Source organism: Vibrio genomosp. F10 str. 9ZD137 (genome assembly GCF_049974785.1).
Classification (GTDB): domain Bacteria; phylum Pseudomonadota; class Gammaproteobacteria; order Enterobacterales; family Vibrionaceae; genus Vibrio.
Genome location: NZ_JBNGCJ010001026.1, coordinates 1 through 13,869, shown reverse-complemented (window position 1 = coordinate 13,869; position 13,869 = coordinate 1). Strand labels below are relative to the sequence as shown.

General features: G+C 43.5%; 16 protein-coding genes and 1 pseudogene. 8 read left to right on the top strand and 9 right to left on the bottom strand.

Features of this window, described 5'->3' with window-relative positions:
* From ACP45E_RS21895 to argR, 3 genes and pseudogenes are all read right to left on the bottom strand, one after another.
* A pseudogene (locus ACP45E_RS21895) lies at nt 1-432 on the bottom strand (C4-dicarboxylate ABC transporter); the annotation flags it as partial.
* A 214-nt stretch (nt 433-646) separates the two neighbouring features.
* Complete coding sequence (locus tag ACP45E_RS21890; protein ID WP_017034507.1) at nt 647-1,615, bottom strand: TAXI family TRAP transporter solute-binding subunit; 969 nt, start codon at nt 1,613-1,615, stop codon at nt 647-649.
* Between the two features lie 329 nt (nt 1,616-1,944).
* Nucleotides 1,945-2,415, bottom strand: coding sequence for a transcriptional regulator ArgR (gene argR, locus ACP45E_RS21885; protein ID WP_017034506.1), 471 nt, complete (start codon nt 2,413-2,415; stop codon nt 1,945-1,947).
* 324 nt (nt 2,416-2,739) lie between these two features.
* Between argR and mdh the strand changes: the two genes are divergently transcribed.
* Together mdh and ACP45E_RS21875 are read left to right on the top strand one after the other, a co-directional pair.
* Nucleotides 2,740-3,675 carry a malate dehydrogenase gene (mdh, locus tag ACP45E_RS21880; RefSeq protein ID WP_017038769.1) on the top strand — a complete coding sequence of 312 codons (936 nt, stop codon included), beginning with the start codon at nt 2,740-2,742 and terminating at the stop codon, nt 3,673-3,675.
* A gap of 168 nt (nt 3,676-3,843) precedes the next feature.
* Nucleotides 3,844-4,035, top strand: coding sequence for a hypothetical protein (locus ACP45E_RS21875; RefSeq protein ID WP_017034504.1), 192 nt, complete (start codon nt 3,844-3,846; stop codon nt 4,033-4,035).
* 91 nt (nt 4,036-4,126) lie between these two features.
* Here the strand turns inward: ACP45E_RS21875 and ispB are convergent, their stop codons facing one another.
* Nucleotides 4,127-5,098, bottom strand: coding sequence for an octaprenyl diphosphate synthase (gene ispB, locus ACP45E_RS21870; RefSeq protein ID WP_017034503.1), 972 nt, complete (start codon nt 5,096-5,098; stop codon nt 4,127-4,129).
* A gap of 268 nt (nt 5,099-5,366) precedes the next feature.
* Here ispB and rplU point away from each other — a divergent pair, with 268 nt between their 5' ends.
* The 6 genes from rplU (at nt 5,367) to folA (ending at nt 9,232) form a co-directional block, all read left to right on the top strand.
* The gene (rplU, locus tag ACP45E_RS21865; RefSeq protein WP_017038768.1) at nt 5,367-5,678 is read left to right on the top strand and encodes a 50S ribosomal protein L21; all 312 of its coding nucleotides are present in this window, start codon (nt 5,367-5,369) and stop codon (nt 5,676-5,678) included.
* A 19-nt stretch (nt 5,679-5,697) separates the two neighbouring features.
* Complete coding sequence (gene rpmA, locus ACP45E_RS21860) at nt 5,698-5,955, top strand: 50S ribosomal protein L27 (RefSeq protein WP_017034501.1); 258 nt, start codon at nt 5,698-5,700, stop codon at nt 5,953-5,955.
* A 174-nt stretch (nt 5,956-6,129) separates the two neighbouring features.
* Nucleotides 6,130-7,305, top strand: a complete 1,176-nt coding sequence (gene cgtA, locus ACP45E_RS21855) for an Obg family GTPase CgtA (protein ID WP_017040718.1) — start codon at nt 6,130-6,132, stop codon at nt 7,303-7,305.
* Between the two features lie 143 nt (nt 7,306-7,448).
* Complete coding sequence (locus ACP45E_RS21850) at nt 7,449-8,216, top strand: threonine/serine exporter family protein (RefSeq protein ID WP_017038766.1); 768 nt, start codon at nt 7,449-7,451, stop codon at nt 8,214-8,216.
* 11 nt (nt 8,217-8,227) lie between these two features.
* On the top strand, nt 8,228-8,725 hold the full coding sequence (locus ACP45E_RS21845; protein WP_426511812.1) for a threonine/serine exporter family protein: 498 nt from the start codon (nt 8,228-8,230) through the stop codon (nt 8,723-8,725).
* 21 nt (nt 8,726-8,746) lie between these two features.
* Nucleotides 8,747-9,232, top strand: a complete 486-nt coding sequence (gene folA / locus ACP45E_RS21840) for a type 3 dihydrofolate reductase (RefSeq protein ID WP_017038765.1) — start codon at nt 8,747-8,749, stop codon at nt 9,230-9,232.
* An 83-nt stretch (nt 9,233-9,315) separates the two neighbouring features.
* On the opposite strand, the gene apaH is transcribed toward folA, so the two are convergent.
* From apaH to surA, 5 genes are all read right to left on the bottom strand, one after another.
* Entirely contained in the window at nt 9,316-10,134 is an 819-nt protein-coding gene (apaH, locus tag ACP45E_RS21835) for a bis(5'-nucleosyl)-tetraphosphatase (symmetrical) ApaH (protein WP_017038764.1), read from the bottom strand.
* A 9-nt stretch (nt 10,135-10,143) separates the two neighbouring features.
* Nucleotides 10,144-10,524 (bottom strand): Co2+/Mg2+ efflux protein ApaG, encoded by a 381-nt coding sequence (apaG, locus tag ACP45E_RS21830; RefSeq protein WP_017034495.1) that lies wholly within the window; start codon nt 10,522-10,524, stop codon nt 10,144-10,146.
* Nucleotides 10,525-10,634: 110 nt separating this feature from the next.
* Nucleotides 10,635-11,441, bottom strand: coding sequence for a 16S rRNA (adenine(1518)-N(6)/adenine(1519)-N(6))-dimethyltransferase RsmA (rsmA, locus tag ACP45E_RS21825; protein ID WP_017034494.1), 807 nt, complete (start codon nt 11,439-11,441; stop codon nt 10,635-10,637).
* Between the two features lie 29 nt (nt 11,442-11,470).
* Entirely contained in the window at nt 11,471-12,463 is a 993-nt protein-coding gene (pdxA, locus tag ACP45E_RS21820; RefSeq protein WP_017034493.1) for a 4-hydroxythreonine-4-phosphate dehydrogenase PdxA, read from the bottom strand.
* Nucleotides 12,453-13,748 carry a peptidylprolyl isomerase SurA gene (surA, locus tag ACP45E_RS21815; RefSeq protein WP_017038762.1) on the bottom strand — a complete coding sequence of 432 codons (1,296 nt, stop codon included), beginning with the start codon at nt 13,746-13,748 and terminating at the stop codon, nt 12,453-12,455. Before surA ends, pdxA begins: the two co-directional genes overlap by 11 nt.
* Nucleotides 13,749-13,869 lie beyond the last annotated feature (121 nt).

The following is a 13,869-nucleotide window of genomic DNA, read 5'->3' as shown; positions in this document are numbered from 1 at the left end:
CCGCTCTTCCGATCTAAGAAGAATCATACCCGTTACAGCGGCGACGATATCAAACGTTGTTGGTGCACCAGAACGTTCGGCAAGCTCGGTATAGAAAAGATAGATGTATGCAGCGGAAAAACTGCCTGCTAACGCCAATAACCAATCGATAATGGGTATCTGATCCCGAGATGAATTCTTAGAAGCAGGGTAAGCGGTAAACGCCAAAAAAACGGCAAATGTGAGATGAATTGCGCGGGCTTGCGTGTCATTAAGTACTGCAAAATTAAAAATAAACGGTAGCGGAGATGCGTACCAAAGTTGGAACAGTGACCAACACAATGGAACAAACCAAAGAATACGCCCTGGAATGCCTTTCGGATTACGAGCGCCAGTATCGGCTTGTGCCACCATTTCTTGCACATCTTGAGACGGTGTTGTTGTCTGCGTCATGTACTTTGTCCTTATTATTGATGGTCTGGTTTATCTATAGTGCATTTTTGCTTGTGATTCGTTTAGTGAACTCACAGATTGAAGTCGACTTACACTGCATTAATGGTTGTAATTATAGATGTAAAACGAGGTTAGGTTTCTAGCAGTGATAATCTAGATAGGGTTGTAATAATCAAGGAGGCATGACGCCCCCTTGATGTACTCAGTTATTGACCTATTTTAGTAGACCAATTTCTTTGTAGTACTTCTCCGCACCTGGGTGAAGAGGGATTGAAATACCTGCTTTCACCATGTCTTCTTTCTGCAGATTTGCAAATGCAGGGTGAAGGCGTTTAAAGGTATCGAAGTTTTCGAATACTGCTTTAGCAACATTGTACGCGATCTCATCAGAAACATCGGTGGTGGTTACCATTGTTGCAGCAACACCAAAGCTGTTGACATCACCTTCTGTACCACGGTACATGCCAGCAGGTACTGTGCTGTAAGCGTAGTATGGGTTGTCTGCTACAATCTTATCGATTTGAGGGCCAGTTGCTGAAACCAGCTTAGCATCACATGATGTCGTTGCTTCTTTGATTGATCCGTTCGGGTGACCAACCATATAAATGAAGGCATCGATTTTGTTGTCACAAAGTGCTTGTGAACGCTCAGAGCCTTTTAGCTCAGAGGCGAGTTTGAAGCTATCGTTAGTCCAACCTAACGCGTCCATTACCACACCCATCGTTGCACGGTCACCCGATCCTGGGTTACCGATATTAACGCGTTTGCCTTTCAGATCTTCAACGCCGTTGATCCCTGAATCAGAGCGAGCGATGATGTTGAAAGGTTCTGTGTGTAATGAGAACATTGCACGTAGCTTATTGTACGGACCTTGTTCTGCAAACTTACTTGTACCGTTGTAGCCGTGATATTGCCAGTCAGACTGAACAACACCGAAATCCAACTCTCCGGCGCGAATGGTATTCACGTTGTAAATTGAACCACCAGTAGATTCGACTGAACAACGAATGTTGTGGTCTTTACGTCCTTTATTCACCAGCTTACAAATTGCACCGCCAGTTGGGTAGTAAACACCCGTTACCGAACCTGTACCAATTGTGATGAATTCTTGAGCGTTAACTGCGCCTGTGCCCATTACTGCTGCGGCAATTGCACCGATCTTAATAAGTTTCTTAAATGCCATGAATAATCCTTCCTTAATTCATTAGTAGCCTCAAAACAAGTGTAGTCGCTTTGAGAATTTCCTCGTTTGGAAACGGCATCTTTTCCAATCCGTACGCTGGAAAAGTGGCTGAATAATAGCAAAAAAAAGGAGAATAATTATATCAATGTTAAGAAATGTAGAAGAATAGACTGACTTGTAATCGATTGGTTAAAAGGATTTTTAGGTTGGTTTTTTATTGATATCAATAATTTAAGCTGTTTATTTGGCTTACTTACGACATTCTTGAGATGTGAGCTTGGTCACGAATGAAAACGTCATTTCGTGACCAATATGAATGGAAAACCTATTTAGCCAGTGTATTCGAAGAGATCGCAGACGGATAAGAACAGCTGCTCAGTGGTTACCGATAGCGTAGGCGTGATGAATATTGTGTCGTCACCTGCAACTACGCCCAGTATACCTTCAGACTTTCCTAAAGAATCCAATAAACGTGCAATTAACTGAGCAGCGCCTGGGCCTGTATGTATAACAACAATGGCCGCATTGCGGTCAATATCTAAGACCAATTCTCTAAGTGAACTGGAGACTGTGGGTACTCCGAGTTCAGCTGGCAGACAATACACCATTTCCATTTTCGCATTACGAGTACGTACGGCACCAAACTTGGTGAGCATGCGAGAAACCTTGGACTGATTGATATTCTCGAAACCTTCATTTCTCAAAGCATCAACAATATCGCCTTGAGAGCCAAATCTTTCTTCTTTCAGTAGGGATTTGAAAGCACGGACTAAATTATCTTGTTTCTCTGTATTGCGCATGATTTAGATTCTATGATTGGTCTGATAGTGAATATCTTCGCATAGCTATGCAGAATAATCCAAACCTTAGCCATTAATTCTGTCTAAGCGGTCACTGAACACTATTTTTCGATAGGGTTGAATTTAGGCGATAAGCCTTTGTCGATTAAGGTTATTAAATGCATAATTGGCGGGGCTTGTAGCACGTTTTTATTGAGTTGCGCTAGGTCGCAAAGATGACGTTAATCGATTGTAATCAAGATATGAATAATATATTTTTTATTCTAACAATCACAAAATCCCCTACATAACATTTATAAGAGATCCAATCTCAAGGAGACAACAATGAAAGTAGCCGTAATTGGTGCCGCTGGTGGCATTGGCCAAGCTTTAGCCCTTCTTCTTAAAAACCGCCTTCCAGCGGGTTCTGACTTAGCTTTGTATGACATTGCTCCTGTTACACCAGGAGTTGCCGCAGATCTAAGCCACATACCGACACCTGTTTCTATTAAAGGATATTCAGGTGAAGATCCGACACCAGCATTAGAAGGGGCTGACGTTGTCCTAATTTCTGCGGGTGTGGCTCGTAAACCAGGTATGGATCGCGCGGATCTATTTAATGTCAACGCAGGGATTGTAAAATCGCTGGCGGAAAAAATTGCGGTAACCTGCCCAACAGCTTGTGTCGGTATCATCACCAACCCGGTAAATACCACAGTGCCAATTGCTGCTGAAGTTCTAAAGAAAGCGGGTGTTTATGACAAGCGTAAATTGTTCGGTGTCACCACGCTTGATGTTATTCGAAGTGAAACTTTTGTTGCGGCATTGAAAGATAAAGATCCTAGCGATGTTCGTGTGCCAGTTATTGGCGGCCACTCAGGCGTAACTATTCTTCCTCTATTGTCTCAAGTTGAAGGTGTGGAGTTTACTGCTGAAGAAGTTGAAGCATTAACTAAGCGCATTCAAAATGCAGGTACTGAAGTTGTAGAAGCGAAAGCGGGTGGCGGTAGTGCAACCCTTTCTATGGGGCAAGCAGCGTGTCGTTTTGGCCTAGCGCTTGTAAAAGCACTTCAGGGTGATGAGTCTGTTATTGAATGTGCCTATGTTGAAGGCTCAGGTGAACATGCTCCATTCTTTGCTCAACCGGTTAAGCTTGGTAAAGATGGCGCTGAAGCTATTTTAAGCTACGGTGAATTGAGCGATTATGAAAAATCGGCACTAGACGGTATGCTAGAAACGCTAAATGGTGATATTGAGATTGGTATCGAGTTTGCTAAGTAAGTAAGTAAGGAAGCAAACCAGTCAGTAACTATCACATCATTTGATCATCACAGATAAAGCCGGCCATTATGGTCGGCTTTTTTGATCCTAGAACTTAATTCATCCGTATCTATTCTTGTAATACTAATCGCAGTAACTAAGTGGTTAGAAACAGCGGAGGAAAAATATATGGCCAGTGTACAAAAAGGTATGAATGTCGAGTATTTGGGGCGTCTAGGAAAAATTTTAGTTATTGATGAACAAGAACAATATGCGTTAGTAGAGACCTATAACGAACATGAACAGTATGCTGTGCCAATGGAAGAGCTAGAAGAAATTGAAGCACATTTACCACTATCACTAGAAGCAAGTCGATACTAAATCATCTTCGGAGTGGATATACGCCCTAAAACAAAAGAGCCTGCAGGCTCTTTTGTGACCGATCATGAAAATGTTCGAGGCAAGAGCCTACTTATTTAGTGCGCTTAACAGCAAGATGAGCCAAAGCAATTAACGCCTCCTTATAATCAGACTCTGGCAGTATAGAAAGTTGCTCTATGGCTTTGTCTGCTTCTTCTAGTGCTTTACTTGTCGTGTAGTCTAAGGATCCACTTTGATCCATTGCAGCAAGGATTTCATTTAGGCGATCCATGCCATTCGAATGCTCAATGGCATCGCGTATCATCGCTGCCTGCTGGTCGTTGCCATGGCGCATAGCGTGGAGTAGTGGAAGGGTCGGTTTCCCTTCTGCTAGGTCATCGCCTACATTCTTACCCATTTCTTTACCATCAGAGGTGTAATCCATCACATCGTCAATCAATTGGAAGGCCGTACCTAGGTATTTACCATAATTTTGTAGCGCTACTTCTATTTCTTTTGGTGCATCATTTAAAATGGCCCCAATTTGAGTCGCTGCCTCAAAAAGACGGGCGGTCTTTGAGTAGATAACTTGCATGTAGCTTTCTTCTGTGGTGTCAGGATCATTACAATTCATTAATTGCTGAACTTCACCTTCTGAGATGACATTAACAGAGTCACTCATTAATTCGAGGATCCTTAACGATCCTAGCTTGGTCATCATTTGAAATGATCGAGTGTAGATGTAGTCACCGACCAAAACACTCGCTGCATTACCAAATGCCGCGTTCGCTGTTTCTTTGCCGCGTCTCATGTCTGATTCATCGACAACATCATCATGCAGCAAGGTCGCCGTGTGGATAAACTCAATGAACGCTGCAGCGGTTGTATGAGCTTCTCCTTGGTAGCCTAAGGCGCGTGCTGACAAAATGGCCAACATCGGTCGTAAACGTTTCCCACCACCACTGACGATATAAAAACCAAGCTGGTTGATTAAAGATACATCAGAGTTGAGTTGGGCTTGAATTGTTTCATTAACTTTTGCCATGTCGTCGGCAGTAAGCGCTTGGATAGCTTTAAAATCCATTATAAATCCGGCTGAGGTTAGACCCTGTAAGGTGTTCTTATCTTCTTTAGTAGTCGAATAATACACTAAAAAACGTTGATTAATACATCACTAAAGGGCATGATTGCCGCACTTTTCTTTGGCGATTAGCTTTTCGCCAATTTTTTATAAATATGGCTTGTCATAGCCGCATGATTCCCGTAGAATCTGCGCCCTATTGATTAGTTTAGCGCACACCCGAGTTGTACAATTAACAACCAAATGCTGTGCGGAAAAAGCGGAGTAAAATATGTACGCTGTTTTCCAATCTGGTGGCAAACAACACCGAGTTAGCGAAGGTCAAACCCTTCGTTTAGAGAAATTAGACGTTGAAACTGGTGCAACTGTAGAATTTGATAAAGTTCTTCTTGTTGCTAACGGCGAAGAAATCGCTGTTGGTGCACCTCTTGTTGAAGGTGGCAAAGTGACTGCGGAAGTAGTACAACACGGTCGTGGCGATAAAGTTAAAATCGTTAAGTTCCGTCGTCGTAAGCACTCTCGTAAAGAGCAAGGTCACCGTCAGTGGTTCACGGAAGTGAAAATCACTGGTATTAACGCTTAAGTATTAGGAGAGTTTAACAATGGCACATAAAAAAGCTGGTGGTTCTACTAATAACGGCCGCGATTCAGAAAGCAAACGTCTTGGTGTTAAGCGTTTCGGTGGTGAATCTGTTCTTGCAGGTAACATCATCGTTCGTCAACGTGGTACTAAGTTCCACGCTGGCACTAACGTTGGTATCGGTAAAGACCATACTCTTTTCGCTCTTACTGAAGGTAAAGTGAAATTTGAAGTAAAAGGTCCTAAAAACCGTAAATTCGTTAGCATCGAAGGCGAGTAATTAAGCATTTGCTTAGTTTCTATTAGCTTTCAAGCTGAATTTAAAAGCCCTGCCAATTCGGCGGGGTTTTTTATTTATAGACGTTACATCCTAGGCCCTAGTGTTCACTGGGATTTATGATCTAACGTCTACTAGACTAGTAGTGATTTCCCACGTGCATGAGTGGAGTTTAAAATGAAATTTGTTGATGAAGCAACGGTTAAAGTTGAAGCCGGTGATGGCGGTAATGGTACCGTAAGTTTTTGGCGAGAAAAGTTCATCACCAAAGGTGGCCCTGATGGTGGTGATGGCGGTGATGGCGGTGACGTTTATCTACAGGCTGATGAAAACCTGAACACCTTGATTGATTATCGTTTTCAGCGTTTTTACGACGCAGAACGCGGTGAGAATGGTCGCGGTGGAAACTGTACCGGTAAGCGCGGTAAAGACAAAGTAATGCGAGTACCCGTCGGTACGCGAGCGGTTGATATTCATACCAATGAAATTGTTGGTGAAGTGGCCGAACATGGCAAAAAAATCATGGTCGCTAAAGGTGGCTGGCATGGTTTGGGTAACACTCGCTTTAAATCGTCAGTAAACCGGGCACCGCGTCAGAAGACTATGGGTACCAAAGGTGAGGTTCGTGAACTTCGTCTTGAGCTATTGTTATTGGCTGATGTAGGTATGCTAGGCTTACCTAACGCAGGTAAATCAACGTTCATTCGTTCTGTCTCTGCGGCGAAGCCAAAGGTTGCTGACTACCCATTTACGACGCTTATTCCTAGCTTAGGTGTAGTGAGTGTGGTTCCTGGAAAGAGTTTTGTGGTTGCTGATATCCCTGGTTTGATCGAAGGCGCAGCGGATGGTGCAGGTCTCGGGATTCGATTCCTTAAGCATTTAGAGCGTTGTCGCGTTCTTATCCACATGATTGACATCATGCCAATTGATGAAAGCGATCCGGCACAAAATGCCCTCACAATTATCGATGAGCTTGAGCAATACAGTGAAAAGCTTTCAGAGAAACCAAGATGGCTAGTTTTCAACAAAGTTGATCTAATGCCTGAAGAGGAAGCGGACAAAAAGATCCAAGAGATCATTGAAGCGCTTGCTTGGGAAGGGGATTACTTCAAAGTTTCAGCGATTAATAAGAGCGGTACTCAAGAGCTTTGTTACAAACTTGCTGACTTTATGGAAGAGCTTCCACGTGAACTTGAAGAAATTGATGAAGAAGACAAAGTCGATTTCATGTGGGACGATTACCACAAAGATGCAATGAGTGGCGATAATGTTGTCACTGAAGATGACTGGGACGATGAAGATGATTGGGATGATGAAGAAGATGACGGACATGTTATCTACGTTCGTGACTGATCGGCGTTAGTTCTTTATCAGTTAGATACTGAATAGAAAACCGCAATGCTGTAAGGCTTTGCGGTTTTTTTGTATCTAAATCATGTTGGTTAGTGTGATTATTTGGCACTATAGCGATTCAAATCGTATTTTGGAAAGGACTCATGGACGAACACCAACGAGCGGTCTCAAGACTTATTGCTCAAGCCGGACAAATGTTACTGGCGCATGGTGCTGAAAGCACATTAGTAGGAAGCATCACGCACAGAATTGGTATTGCGGCAGGCATGGATGAAGTCGAAGTTTCGCTATCAGCTAGCTCTTTAGTTGTGACAACGGTTTATCAAGATCACTGTATTACCACTGCGAGACGAAGCCCAGATAGAGGGATCAATATGCGGGTAATCACTCAAATCCAACGCATTTGTATCATGCTCGAAAAAGGGATCGTTGATTGCGATCTTGCTCAAAAGAAGCTTAATGACATCACGCCAGAGCGTTATAATCGCTGGTTGGTTGTGGTGATGATAGGTTTATCTTGTGCTTCATTCAGCCGATTGGCGGGTGGCGATTGGGCGGTATTTATGATGACTTTTATCGCTTCTTCGGTGGGGATGATCGTTCGGCAAGAGATTGGACACCGTCACTTTAACCCTATGGTCAACTTCTCTGCGACCGCCTTTGTGACAACGATTATTTCAGCCCAAGCGGTTTCCTTTTCTATCGGAAATCACCCTACTATTGTGATGGCATCATCAGTATTAATGCTGGTTCCGGGGTTTCCATTGATCAATTCGGTTGCCGATATGATCAAAGGCTACATCAATATGGGGATCGCACGATTTGTCATGGCCAGCCTATTGACCTTAGCAACGTGCCTAGGGATTGTTGCTGCGATGAGTGTCATGGATGTTTGGGGCTGGGGTTTATGATGACGGGGTTTATGATGACTGAAAGTATGATGACTGAAAGTATGATGACGCTTTTATTAGGTTTAGCAAATGACATGCTATTTGCAGCCATTCCCGCTGTTGGGTTTGCTCTCGTATTTAATGTTCCGCAAAGAGCATTAGTCTATTGTGCCTTAGGTGGCGCAATAGGCCATGGTTCACGTTATCTCATGATGCATTTTGGTGTCCCTATTGAGTGGGCCACTTTTTTTGCCGCAACGCTGGTCGGCATGATCGGTGTTCACTGGTCTCACCGATTTTTAGCTCACCCAAAAGTGTTTACGGTCGCTGCTATGATTCCAATGGTTCCGGGTGTTTTTGCCTTTAAAGCCATGATCGCCATCGTGGAAATGAACCAACTGGGTTACTCTCCTGAACTTGTGGCAGTCCTGTTTGATAACTTTTTGAAAGCGATGTTTATTATCGCTGGGCTAGCGATTGGATTAGCAATGCCAGGCCTGTTATTCTACCGTCGTAAACCCATTGTATAGCAAACAGTTAGGAACAAAGAGATGCTCATTAGTATGATTGCCGCGATGGCTGACGATCGAGTTATTGGCAAAGATAATCAAATGCCTTGGCATTTACCAGCAGACTTCGCCTGGTTCAAGCGCTGCACTTTGGGAAAGCCTGTCATCATGGGAAGAAAGACCTATGATTCTATTGGACGTCCATTACCAGGCAGGCAGAATATAGTGATCAGTCGAGATGAAAGTTTGTCTATTGAAGGGGTTTTAACGGTCACTTCGATTGATGAAGCCCTGAAACAAGCCGGTGATGTCGATGAAGTGATGATCATTGGGGGCGGCGCCATCTATAGTGCGTGTCTGCCTATGGCAACGAAACTATACGTGACCTTTATTGATGCAAAAATTGAAGGCGATACTCAATTTCCGAGCTGGGGATCGGATTTTGAAGAAGGCTATGTCGAGCATTACACGGCTGACGAAAAAAATGCGTACGATATGAAATTTACAGTGTTAGAGCGAACGGCCTAGTAATAGCAATCATACTAAATAGCCTAACGGTTTGTTTAGGCTATTATATTTCACCCATTTTCCATTAGTTGATAGCTAATGGTTTAGTCTTTAAAAGCAGGCTGCTCAAAATACTGTTTATCTTCCCAGCGTAACATGGTTAAACTTCCTCCCCACACGCAACCCGTATCCAGACCAATCACCTTCGAATCACTATATCCTTCTAAAGCGGCCCAGTGGCCAAAGATAATGGTTTTGTTAATCTTGATTCTGTCACTGATTTTAAACCACGGAAACAAAGTCGTCTCACCACTTTGTTCAACATGACTAGGCGGAAGCTTACACGCCATATCTAAGCTTTTATCAGCAAAGCAAAAACGCATTCTGGTTAACGAATTAATAATGTAGCGATAACGCTCTATCCCTTGTAAATCGGGTTGCCACTGTGATGGGGTGTTACTGTACATATTTTCAATCAGCCATGGCCACTGATCACTTTGTAGAATACATTCGACTTCTTTTGCTGAAGATCTTGCTTGAGCTAAATCCCATTGAGGTGAAATACCCGCATGGGTCATTACAAAGTCTGCATGTTCAGCCAAGAGTGGTTGGTGTCTAAGCCAGGTAAGAAGATCTTCTTTATCGGCGGCTTCAAAGATGGGGGCGGTCTTATCTTTGTCTTTAACCCTATGGATGCCTAGAGAAACAGCCAATAAATTCAGATCGTGATTCCCCAGAATAACTTGCGCCGAGGATCCCAAATTTTTAATGAACCTGAGTGTCTCAAGTGATTTTGGCCCGCGTGCAACAAGATCACCCGTAACCCATATGTTATCTATTTTTGGATCAAAATTAACTTGCTTGAGTAGGTGTTGAAACTCATCTAAACAGCCTTGAAGATCACCAACAATATAGGTAGACACAAAAGATCCTTAATTCAGAATGTTGGGAATAGCGAGACGAAAAGGGCTGATCTCGGTGGTAAATTTATTACCGTCATGATCGATAAAAATATAGTGCCCTTGCATGACGCCGACAGGTGTTTCGATTGTCGTTGCGCTGGTGTAGGTATATTCATCGTTGCTTTTAATCTTGGGCTGTTGGCCGACGACACCTTCTCCTTCAATGGACATTTGTTTTCCGTTGGCATCGGTAATTAACCAGCGTCGACTTAATAGTTGGACGGTTTGGGGGCTCAAATTTTTTATCGTGATGAGGTAAGCGAAAACGTAGTCATCCTTGCTTGGTGTCGATTGCTCTTCTACGTATTTGGTTTGTACTTGAATATTGATGTTAGGAATTGGCTCAATCATGATCACTCCCGATCAGTTTGTGCGCTTATAAAATTCAGCCCCTATCTATTATTTGTAAAACTTTCAATGTGTAAAAGTCTTAGGTGTAAAAGACAGAGGCCAAATAGAGGCTATGAATGGTTAGCGTCTAACCAGTTTGCCATACCAACAAACTGCTCTAAAGTTAGATTTTCAGGACGCATACTTGGATTTACCCCGAGCTCTTCCAGTGTTTCCTTGCTCATTAATGCTTTGTAGCAATTACGTACGGTTTTACGTCGTTGGTTAAACCCTTCACGACATACACGATCAAGCCACTTTAAGTTCTTAGCGGGATGAGGAAGAACCTCATAGGGCGTTAGGCGAACCACAGCAGAATCCACTTTAGGTGGCGGAACAAAGGCGGTTGGCGGAACTTCAAGTACCGGCGTAACTTTACAGTAGTATTGCGCCATGACCGTTAGTCGACCATAGGCTTTACTTCCTGGGCCAGCGGCTAAACGGTTAACCACTTCTTTTTGAAGCATAAAGTGCATGTCTTGGATGTCTTTATGAAACTCGAAAAGGTGGAACATCAATGGCGTTGAAATGTTGTAAGGTAAGTTACCAAAAATACGCAGTTTATTATTGGGTATCACCAATTGCTCGAAGTCGAACTTCATTGCATCGCCTTCGTGAATCGTCAGCTTGTCCGCTAAGTCTGGATGATTACGCAGACGTTCAGCAAGATCTCTATCCAATTCTATGACGGTAAATTTATCGACGAGTCTGCCAACAGGCTCGGTAATAGCGCCAAGGCCAGGGCCAATTTCTACTAGATTCTGACCTGGTAGAGGATTTATGCCTGAAACAATCCCATCAATAATATAGGGATCGTTTAGGAAGTTTTGACCAAAACGTTTTCTCGCTTTGTGCCCCAAGTGGACATCATTTCTCATATTTTTCTCGAATTTCGTGCTTTATCGCATCAATTAGGTTGTTTATCGACCAATTCAATCGCGTGAGTCAGTGCTGTTTTAAAGCTCCCTGTATCCGCATTGCCAGTCCCTGCAAGATCGAGAGCGGTACCGTGATCGACCGATGTTCTTATAAAGGGTAGACCAAGAGTAATGTTTACGGAACGGCCAAAACCTTTGTACTTAAGTACAGGGAGTACTTGGTCGTGATACATTCCTAATACCGCATCAGCGTGTTGTAAGTATTTCTCATTGAAGATAGTGTCGGCAGGCAGTGGCCCAATAACATTAATCCCATCTTCTTGACGAATTTTATTCAGTGTTGGTGTAATGGTTTCTATTTCTTCACGGCCAAGGCACCCATCTTCACCCGCGTGAGGATTTAACCCACAGACATAGATAGATGGATTCTCAATGGCAAATTTTTCAACCAAATCTTGATGAAGAATACGGATGACTTTTTCAAGCCTCTGCTCTGTCACCGCTTGAGAAACGTAGGCTAGGGGAATATGTGTCGTTACAAGCGCAACGCGTAATCCTTCCGTCGCCAACATCATCACCACTAGAGGGGTATTGGACTTCTCGGCAAAGAACTCGGTATGCCCACTAAAAGCAACACCAGCTCGATTAATCACCCCCTTGTGAACAGGGCCGGTGACAATAGCATCAAATTCACCATTCATACAGCCTAAAGCCGCTCTTTCTAGTGTTTTTAATACATAATGGCCATTCGCTTCATTCAGCTTTCCTGCTTCGCATGGGGCATCAAGTGCGATATGGTCAACAACCAGTGAGCCGGAGTTTTGTGGCTTAATATCGAGAGATTCGGTGTAATCAATCAGTTGTACATCTATGCCAAGCTGCTTTGCTCGTTGTTCAATGAGATTTTTGTCGGCACAAACGACGATTTGATGGTTCCAGTTTTCTTGGGACAACGCTAAAACGAGATCGGGACCAATACCTGCAGGTTCTCCAGCGGTGACCACGACACGTTTAATTGTCATCTTGTTGTTCCTCTACCACTTCAACAAAGGCACTGGCACGTAACTCTTGGATCCAAGCGCTGGCTTCTTCATTAAATTTACGGTTAAACAAAATGCCATAGGCTTTATTTTTTAAAGCCGAATCGGTTCTGTCCACTTCACGGCGATCAATGACCTCAACAATATGCCAGCCATGAACGGTTTTGAAGGGTTCACTGATTTTCCCTACTGGAAGCGTTTCAACCTGATACTTAAACTCTGGCACATACAGATCTGGAGTTTGATAGCCTAATTCACCATCCTGTACCGCAGAGCCTGGATCTTGACTGTATTGCTGAGCCAGTTCTCCAAATGTCGCTTCGCCAGCCGCGACTTTTCTAGTGATTTCTAGAAGATCTCGTTGCACACCTTCATCGCTCAAAATCACGGTCGGTTTAATCAAAATATGGCGCGCATTGACTTCAGTCACCGCGACAACTTCTAGACCTTTTACATCATCAATTTTTAATATGTGGAAACCGATACCGCTGCGGAACGGCCCAATGATGCTGCCCTTGTTTTGCAGTTTTATTTGATCGGCAAAAATCGTTGGCATCTCTTCTTTACGCATCCAACCCCAATCGCCGCCTTCTAGCGCTTTCGGGCCTTTTGAATAGGTGTAGGCCATGGTTTTAAAATCGGCACCATCTTGTAACTGCTGAACCAATTCATTGGCTTGCTTTTCTAGCTCTGATTTTTCTTGATCGTCATTGAAACGAAGCTGAATATGGCTCACTTGATACTGAACTGTGGCATTGGTTTCTTGCGCTAAAATATCCGCCAGGTTATCCACTTCTGCAGGAAGAATGTTAATGCGACGTCGTACGAGTGCATTTCGTGCCTCACTCGCGGCGATCTCTTTTCGTATTTGCTCACGAAAGGCCGCGTAAGTGAGCCCTTCAGCCGCCACTGATGCCGTCAGCTCTTCAATGCTTTGTTGGTTATTTTTTGCGATATCCGCAATCGCTTCATTGAGGCGGTTATCATCAATACGTACACCAAGACGCTCTGCTTCTTGCTGTTGAATAGTATCAATGATCAGTTTTTCTAATACCTGCTCGCGCAAAATGTCTTCAGTGGGAAGGGCTTGTTTGTTCTCTTTAGCGTTGGCTTTGAGAGTTTTAAAAGCAGTATCAATATCGCTTTGCAGTACCACACCCTCGTTGACGATAACAGCAATTTTATCCAGAGCCACAGGCTCTGCAATGACACTTGCTGTACTCAAACTCGTGATGGTGCCTAGCAGGATCTGTTTCCACAGTTTCATTTTCTATCCTATAAATCAGTATGGGTTAGCAGCAAGGTCAACCAGGCTGCTAAAAGTCAAAATTAGTTATTTAAGAAGAACGGTCGTCCATAGCCAAGAGCATTGCCTGCACTGGCGGCTC

Excerpts from the sequence above, each read along its gene's own strand:
- ACP45E_RS21890 (WP_017034507.1), bottom strand. The coding sequence starts at position 1,615 with ATGGCATTTAAGAAACTTATTAAGATCGGTGCAATTGCCGCAGCAGTA.
- argR (WP_017034506.1), bottom strand. The coding sequence starts at position 2,415 with ATGCGCAATACAGAGAAACAAGATAATTTAGTCCGTGCTTTCAAATCC.
- mdh (WP_017038769.1), top strand. The coding sequence starts at position 2,740 with ATGAAAGTAGCCGTAATTGGTGCCGCTGGTGGCATTGGCCAAGCTTTA.
- ACP45E_RS21875 (WP_017034504.1), top strand. The coding sequence starts at position 3,844 with ATGGCCAGTGTACAAAAAGGTATGAATGTCGAGTATTTGGGGCGTCTA.
- ispB (WP_017034503.1), bottom strand. The coding sequence starts at position 5,098 with ATGGATTTTAAAGCTATCCAAGCGCTTACTGCCGACGACATGGCAAAA.
- rplU (WP_017038768.1), top strand. The coding sequence starts at position 5,367 with ATGTACGCTGTTTTCCAATCTGGTGGCAAACAACACCGAGTTAGCGAA.
- rpmA (WP_017034501.1), top strand. The coding sequence starts at position 5,698 with ATGGCACATAAAAAAGCTGGTGGTTCTACTAATAACGGCCGCGATTCA.
- cgtA (WP_017040718.1), top strand. The coding sequence starts at position 6,130 with ATGAAATTTGTTGATGAAGCAACGGTTAAAGTTGAAGCCGGTGATGGC.
- ACP45E_RS21850 (WP_017038766.1), top strand. The coding sequence starts at position 7,449 with ATGGACGAACACCAACGAGCGGTCTCAAGACTTATTGCTCAAGCCGGA.
- ACP45E_RS21845 (WP_426511812.1), top strand. The coding sequence starts at position 8,228 with ATGATGACTGAAAGTATGATGACTGAAAGTATGATGACGCTTTTATTA.
- folA (WP_017038765.1), top strand. The coding sequence starts at position 8,747 with ATGCTCATTAGTATGATTGCCGCGATGGCTGACGATCGAGTTATTGGC.
- apaG (WP_017034495.1), bottom strand. The coding sequence starts at position 10,524 with ATGATTGAGCCAATTCCTAACATCAATATTCAAGTACAAACCAAATAC.
- rsmA (WP_017034494.1), bottom strand. The coding sequence starts at position 11,441 with ATGAGAAATGATGTCCACTTGGGGCACAAAGCGAGAAAACGTTTTGGT.
- pdxA (WP_017034493.1), bottom strand. The coding sequence starts at position 12,463 with ATGACAATTAAACGTGTCGTGGTCACCGCTGGAGAACCTGCAGGTATT.
- surA (WP_017038762.1), bottom strand. The coding sequence starts at position 13,748 with ATGAAACTGTGGAAACAGATCCTGCTAGGCACCATCACGAGTTTGAGT.